General features: G+C 72.2%; 6 protein-coding genes. 3 read left to right on the top strand and 3 right to left on the bottom strand.

The window, feature by feature from the left end:
* Positions 1-130 precede the first annotated feature (130 nt).
* The 3 genes from cysS (at position 131) to MHW47_RS11540 (ending at position 4,522) form a co-directional block, all read left to right on the top strand.
* Positions 131-1,534, top strand: a complete 1,404-nt coding sequence (gene cysS / locus MHW47_RS11550) for a cysteine--tRNA ligase (RefSeq protein ID WP_239222616.1) — start codon at positions 131-133, stop codon at positions 1,532-1,534.
* Positions 1,535-1,616: 82 nt separating this feature from the next.
* Positions 1,617-2,573, top strand: coding sequence for a 23S rRNA (guanosine(2251)-2'-O)-methyltransferase RlmB (gene rlmB, locus MHW47_RS11545; protein ID WP_239222615.1), 957 nt, complete (start codon positions 1,617-1,619; stop codon positions 2,571-2,573).
* A 134-nt stretch (positions 2,574-2,707) separates the two neighbouring features.
* Entirely contained in the window at positions 2,708-4,522 is a 1,815-nt protein-coding gene (locus MHW47_RS11540) for a DoxX family membrane protein (RefSeq protein WP_239222614.1), read from the top strand.
* On the opposite strand, the gene MHW47_RS11535 is transcribed toward MHW47_RS11540, so the two are convergent.
* The 3 genes from MHW47_RS11535 to MHW47_RS11525 form a co-directional block, all read right to left on the bottom strand.
* Positions 4,488-5,198 (bottom strand): nucleotidyltransferase family protein, encoded by a 711-nt coding sequence (locus tag MHW47_RS11535; RefSeq protein ID WP_239222613.1) that lies wholly within the window; start codon positions 5,196-5,198, stop codon positions 4,488-4,490. The genes MHW47_RS11540 and MHW47_RS11535 overlap by 35 nt on opposite strands.
* Positions 5,199-5,244: 46 nt before the next feature.
* Positions 5,245-5,667 (bottom strand): hypothetical protein, encoded by a 423-nt coding sequence (locus MHW47_RS11530; RefSeq protein ID WP_239222612.1) that lies wholly within the window; start codon positions 5,665-5,667, stop codon positions 5,245-5,247.
* A 256-nt stretch (positions 5,668-5,923) separates the two neighbouring features.
* Complete coding sequence (locus MHW47_RS11525; protein WP_239222611.1) at positions 5,924-7,060, bottom strand: ABC transporter ATP-binding protein; 1,137 nt, start codon at positions 7,058-7,060, stop codon at positions 5,924-5,926.
* Positions 7,061-7,207: the final 147 nt, after the last annotated feature.

The raw sequence follows: 7,207 nt of genomic DNA, 5'->3' as shown, positions 1-7,207 counted from the left end.
CGCCGCCCTCGCCCTGGCCCTGCCGGCGGGCGCGCACCGCGAGCGGACCCCGGCGGCGCGGGCGTAACAACTGGGACCGCAATATCCACAGGGGCGCGGGGCACTGGTGCGGGCCCACTACCCTTGAGGGGTGACTATTCGCCTGTACGACACCAGCGCCCGGCAGATCCGTGATTTCGTCCCGCTCACCCCGGGTTGTGTCTCGATCTACCTCTGCGGCGCGACCGTCCAGGCCGCCCCGCACATCGGGCACATCAGGTCCGGACTGAACTTCGACATCATGCGCCGCTGGTTCGCGTACCGCGGCTACGACGTGACGTTCGTCCGGAACGTCACCGACATCGACGACAAGATCATCGCGAAGTCCGCCGACCAGGGCCGCCCCTGGTGGTCCATCGGCTACGAGAACGAGCGGGCGTTCAACGCCGGCTACGACGCGCTCGGCTGCCTGCCGCCCACCTACGAGCCCCGCGCCACCGGGCACGTGCCCGAGATGATCGAGATGATGCGGGGCCTCATCGAGCGCGGTCACGCCTACGCGGCGGACGGAAACGTCTACTTCGACGTCCGCTCGTTCCCCGGCTACCTGGAGCTGTCCAACCAGGAGCTGGACGATCTGCGCCAGCCCTCCGGCGAGGGCGAGACCGGCAAGCGCGACCAGCGCGACTTCGCCATGTGGAAGGCGTCCAAGCCCGGCGAGCCCAGCTGGGACACGCCCTGGGGCCGCGGCCGCCCCGGCTGGCACCTGGAGTGCTCCGCCATGGCCCACAAGTACCTCGGCACCGCCTTCGACGTCCACGGCGGCGGCCTCGACCTGATCTTCCCGCACCACGAGAACGAGATCGCCCAGGCCAAGGCCTTCGGCGACACGTTCGCGCGGTACTGGGTGCACAACGCCTGGGTCACCATGTCCGGCGAGAAGATGTCGAAGTCCCTCGGCAACTCCGTGCTCGTCAGCGAGATGGTCAAGCACTGGCGCCCCATCGTCCTGCGCTACTACCTGGGCACCCCGCACTACCGGTCGATGATCGAGTACAGCGAAGAGGCCCTGCTCGAGGCCGAGTCCGCGTTCGCCCGCATCGAGGGCTTCATCCAGCGCGTCACCGAGAAGGCGGGCGAGCCCGTCGCCGCCGCCCCCGAGGTGCCGCCGGCCTTCGCCGACGCGATGGACGACGACCTCGGCGTCCCGCAGGCGCTCGCGATCGTCCACACCACGGTCCGCCAGGGCAACTCCGCCCTCGCCGCCGATGACAAGGAGGCCGCCGTCGCGCGCCTCGCCGAGGTCCGCGCCATGCTCGGCGTCCTCGGCCTCGACCCGCTCGACGACCACTGGGCCGGTGAGAACGACCGCGGCGACGATCTCCACGGCGTCGTGGACACCCTCGTCCGACTCGTCCTCGACCAGCGCCAGTCGGCCCGCGCCCGCAAGGACTGGGCCGCCGCCGACGCCATTCGCGACCAGCTCAACCAGTCCGGACTCGTCATCGAGGACAGCCCGTCCGGCCCCCGGTGGACACTCGGCCCGCGCCAGTAGCTCCTCCGCATGCCGCCCGGTCCGCCGGGCGGCACACTTCACTTGTACGCACGCACGACCGAAGCAACGAAACAGGTAGGTCATGGCCGGGAACAGCCAGCGCAGGAACCGCCGCACGTCCAACAAGAAGGGCGCGCAGGTCGGCAGCGGTGGCCAGCGACGCCGGGGCCTGGAGGGCAAGGGCCCCACCCCGCCCGCCTCCGCCCGCAAGGGGCACAAGAAGAACCGCGTGGCCAACGCCCAGGCCAAGCACGCCGCCAACCGCCGCCCCGCCCCCCGGCGCGGCGGCGTCAAGGGCACGTCGGAGATGGTCGTCGGCCGCAACCCCGTCTACGAGGCCCTGCGCGACGGCGTCCCCGCCACCACGCTCTACGTCCAGCAGTACATCGACAACGACGAGCGCGTCCGCGAGGCCCTCCAGCTCGCCGGTGAGCGCGGCAACATCAACCTGATGGAAGCCCCCCGCCCCGAGCTCGACCGGATGACGGGCGGCCTCAACCACCAGGGCCTCGTCCTCCAGGTCCCGCCCTACGAGTACGCGGACCCGCAGGACCTCCTCGAAGCCGCCTACGACAACGGCGAGGACCCGCTCATCGTCGCCCTCGACGGCGTCACCGACCCGCGCAACCTGGGCGCCATCGTCCGCTCCGTCTCCGCGTTCGGCGGCCACGGCGTCGTCGTGCCCGAGCGCCGCGCCGCCGGGATGACCGCCGGAGCCTGGAAGTCGTCGGCCGGCACCGCCGCCCGCACCCCGGTCTCCAAGGTCACCAACCTGACGCGCGCCCTCGAAGCCTTCAAGAAGGAGGGCATCGCCGTCGTCGGCCTCGCCGCGGACGGCGAGCACACCGTCGAGGACCTCGAAGCCCTCGGCGGCCCCGTCGTCGTCGTCATCGGCAGCGAGGGCAAGGGCCTGGGCCGCCTCGTCGGCGAGACCTGCGACTACCGCGTCCGCATCAACATGCCGGGCGGGGCCGAGTCCCTCAACGCGGGCGTCGCCGCCGGCATCGTCATGTACGAGGTCGCCCGCCGCCGCGCCTGACCGGCCCGGCGCGGTCCGCGGGGGCGTGCGCGCACACACGCGCGCCCCCGCGCACCACGCCCACCACCTGTTGACGGGTCGCGGACACTTCGGCGCCGTCAAGGCAGTGTCCTAATCACACATCACTCGGTTAGATGAGTGTGGACACCAGAACGCCTCGGTTCGACGAACTACCCGCCCTGAGCATGACCAAGGTGGACTGCGACCCTGCGCAGGTCATCGTCAACCACGCCAGCTTCCGGGTGCAGCTCGCCCCCGGCCAGCGCGCACGGCTGCGCGGTGTGACCCCCGCAGGCGCGCCCAGGATTCCCGCCATGAGCGCCCCCGGAGCCGGACGCGGCCGGCGCGCCCCCGTCGTCTGGAGCGGGAAGTCCGCCCCCGGCGATCCCGGCGCGACCGGACTGCTCCAGGCCGTACGCAACTCCACCGCCGGCCGTCCGGACGCCGCGTACGACCCCTACGAGCCCTACGCGCCCTACGAGTTCGACGGCGCACGCGGCGGTGCCGGCACCCAGGTCATCCCGCGCCTCGACGAGTCCTCCCTCGAGGAGACCCAGCCGAACCCCGTCATCGGCGCACCCCGCTCCGGCGGGCCCCTGCTGCCCCCGATGCGCCGGGCGGTCGGCGCCTACGACCCCGTGGACCCCGGTCCGTACGACCCCGACCGGCACGACCCCTACGACGACGGTCCGGGGGACGACGGCCTCGGCGACGAGGACGGCGAGGCGCGCGGCAGGCGGCAGGGCGGCACGGACGACGTGCGGCACGCGTACTACCCGGGCCGCCGGATGAACCTCGGCGTCGTCCTGCTGCCGATGCGGGTCTTCCTCGGCTTCATCTCCATCTACGCCGGCATGGGCAAGCTGTGCGACCCCGTCTACTTCGACGGCGGCGAGCGCGGCTCCATGGTGAAGTGGCTCAACTCGCTCCACCCCTGGGCCCTCGCCGAACCCCTGCGCGACTTCGCCCTCTCCCACCCGGTGGGCGCCGGGCTGTCCATCGCCTTTCTCCAGGTCGTCGTCGGTGTCCTCACCGTCCTCGGGCTCTGGCAGCGCGTCGCCGCCATCGTCGGCGCCCTGCTCTCCGCCGCCCTGCTCGTCACCGTGAGCTGGCGCAGCGTCGCCGCGTACGACGCGCCGGACATCATCTACCTCGCGGCCTGGAGCCCCCTGGTCATCGCGGGCGCCCCCGTCTACTCGCTGGACGGTCGGCTCGCGGGGGAGGCCTGGCGCAAGCTCGGCCCGCGCTCCGAGATCTGGGACCTGCGCCGCCGCGTGCTGCGCCGGGGTGCCGTCGTCGCGAGCATCGTCGTCGGCCTCACGCTGCTCATCGGTTCCGTCCTCGGCGGCGCCGTCCGTTCCTCCGGGGTCGTCACGGTTCCCGGCCCGCACGGCGTGCCCACCAACCGGCTCCCCGGCTCCCCGCTGCCGGACAAGTCCCGCGACGACAAGCCGTCCAAGAGCCCGAGCGACGAGCGGCCGAGCCCCGTCCACAGCACGGCGCCCTCGACCCCGGCCGCCGACGCCTCGGCCCCGGCGTCGGAGACCGTCCGGGAGACGGGCGGCCAGAGCGCGGGCGCGAGCACCGGACAGCCCAGCCAGACCCAGGGCACCGGTCAGCAGCCCCCGCAGCAGACCACCCCCGAGCAGCCCCCCGCCACCAGCGCGGGGCCCAGCTCCTCCGGGACCACCGGTACCGGCGGCTCCACCTCCGGCGGCTCCGAGCCCGACCCCGGCTCCACCTCCGGTGGTACGGACGGCAGTTCGAGCGGCCGCAACCCGATCGGCGGCCTCCGGGGCAGGGGGGGGGCGCCGGGGGGGGAGGGGGGGGGGGCCGGGGGGAAAACCCCCCGGCCCCGCCCCTCTTCCCGTCCCGCGGCCGTCGTACGCGCTGCTTCCGCGGGCTCTGCGACTGCTACCGGCCCTGCAACTCCTTGGCGGCCTCGGTGAGGTCCTTCGCGGTGTCGATGGCCCGCCAGTACGCGCCGTGCGGCAGCGGGTAGCCGGCCAGCCGGCGTTCGCGGGCCAGCCGGGGGAACGTGGTCCGCTCGTGGTCGCCCCGGTCCGGCAGCATCGCCGTGAAGGCGGGGGAGAACACGTACACGCCCGCGTTGATCAGGTACGGCGAGGGCGGCGCCTCGATGAAGTCCGTGATGTGGCCGAAGGCGTCGGTCTCGACCGCGCCCCAGGGAATCCGCGGCCGGGCCAGGGCGAGGGTCGCGGTGGCGTCGCGCTCCGCGTGGAAGGCCGCCATCTCGCGCAGCGAGAACCGGGTCCAGATGTCCCCGTTCGTCGCGTACCAGGGCTCGTCCGGCTGCGGCAGCCGCGTCGCCGCGTATTTCAGGCCGCCGCCGCGTCCCAGCGGTTCCGTCTCCACCACCGTCGTCACGCGCAGCGGCAGCACCGCGTCGGCCAGCCACTCCTGGAGCACCTCGGCGAGGTGCCCGCAGGACACCACGGCGTCGGTGACGCCCTCGGCGGCGAGCCAGGACAGCTGATGGCCGATGATCGGCGTCCCCGTACCGGGGATCTCGACCATCGGCTTGGGGCGGTCGTCGGTATACGGGCGCAGCCGTGACCCCTGGCCACCCGCCAGGATCACGGCCTGCGTCGGAAACGTATGCATGCCAGGCACGATATGCCGTGCCCGGCAGCGTGACGGGTCGCCTCGGTCAGCTGAACTGGGCGACGCCCGAGGCGAACGAGGTGTCGCAGACGGGCCGCGAGAAGCGGTGCGCCCGCGTCGGGCCGTACTTCTCGACGGCCGCCTTGCCCAGGGTCTTCGCGATGGACATGCAGTGCCTGGCGAGCGAGGGGCGGCCCTCGACGGCGCGCTGGAGGTGCGTCAGGGCGACGCCGGGGTCCTTGGCCCGCAGCTCCTGGAGGAGCTGGTCGCGCAGGACGTCCTGGGGGGCGGGCGGCTTCGCGGCGGCGTCGGCGTCGGCGACGGAGCGGGCCGACGCGGCGAGGAGCTGCGAGTCGGAGTTGCTGGCTGCCCACGGCACGGCGGTGACCGCGAGAGTCCCGGACAGGACCATGACGACGGGCAGTACGAAAGCGAGGGTTCGGCCGATACGGCGCACGGAGTGGGTCACGCAGCGAGCGTAGCGGTCGGTGATGGCGCGGCGACCATACGTCACTCTCGCGAGGGATGGTTCGAGGGGACTTTTCGAATCCCGTGTTGACGATCAGGGGCGAAATGACCGTTGTGGAGGGGAATCCTCCCGCGCCGGTTCAAACCTTCCGGCCGCTCGGGGCACCGGTCCGCGGCCCCGTTCGCGGGCGCCCCGGAACGCGCGGTGGCCCCGCACGAAGCTCGTGCGGGGCCACCGTACAGCGTGTGCCGGACCGTCAGGCGGTGAGGCGCTCACCGGTGGACGTGGCGAAGACGTGCAGCTCGTCCGGGCGGGGCACGACGTGCAGCGTGGTGCCCTTCTCCGGGACGGCGCGGCCGCCGACGCGGACGACCAGGTCCTTGTGCTCGCCACCGACCTCGGCGGCACCGTAGACGAAGCCGTCGGCGCCCAGCTCCTCGACGACGTTGACCGAGACGGCGAGGCCGGCCGGGGCGTCCGAGGAGTCCTTGCTGAGGCCCTTGGCGGCGGCGCCGCCGTGCTCGACGATGTCGAAGTGCTCGGGGCGGATGCCGACCGTGACGGTCGTGTCGCCGCGGTTGGCGGCGGCGGTCAGCGCCTCGCGGGAGACCGGGACGACGCTGTTGCCGAACTTCACGCCGCCGTCGGTGATCGGGACCTCGACGAGGTTCATCGCCGGGGAGCCGATGAAGCCGGCCACGAAGAGGTTCGCCGGCTTGTCGTACATGTTGCGCGGCGAGTCGACCTGCTGGAGCAGACCGTCCTTGAGGACCGCGACGCGGTCGCCCATGGTGAGGGCCTCGACCTGGTCGTGCGTGACGTACACGGTCGTGATGCCCAGGCGGCGCTGGAGCGAGGCGATCTGCGTACGGGTGGAGACACGGAGCTTGGCGTCGAGGTTCGACAGCGGCTCGTCCATGAGGAACACCTGCGGCTCACGCACGATGGCGCGGCCCATCGCCACACGCTGGCGCTGACCACCGGAGAGGGCCTTCGGCTTGCGGTCCAGGTACTGGGTGAGGTCCAGCATCTTGGCGGCCTCTTCGACCTTCGCCCGGATCTCGGTCTTGTTGACACCGGCGATCTTGAGCGCGAAGCCCATGTTGTCCGCGACGGTCATGTGCGGGTAGAGCGCGTAGTTCTGGAACACCATGGCGATGTCCCGGTCCTTCGGCGGCAGGTGCGTGACGTCGCGGTCGCCGATGCGGATGGCGCCGCCGTTGACGTCCTCGAGACCCGCGAGCATGCGGAGCGAGGTGGACTTGCCGCAACCGGAGGGACCGACGAGGACGAGGAACTCACCGTCCGCGATGTCGATCTCGAGCTGGTCGACCGCGGGCTTCGTGGAGCCGGGGTAGACGCGGGACGCCTTGTCGAACGTGACACTGGCCATGCTGATGCTTCTCCTCCACCGGCAGGTACGTGCCGGACGATCCGTTGTGGGAGTGGTCTGGTCCATCGGAGTGAACCTGCAAGGACGCTACCTGGAGGTTTGGAATCTGTCAGCACTTCCATGGGTGTGAGATTTCCGCACCGCGCG

This window comes from Streptomyces sp. OfavH-34-F, assembly GCF_022347745.1.
Lineage (GTDB): Bacteria > Actinomycetota > Actinomycetes > Streptomycetales > Streptomycetaceae > Streptomyces.
This window is presented reverse-complemented; position numbering and strand designations above follow the sequence as displayed.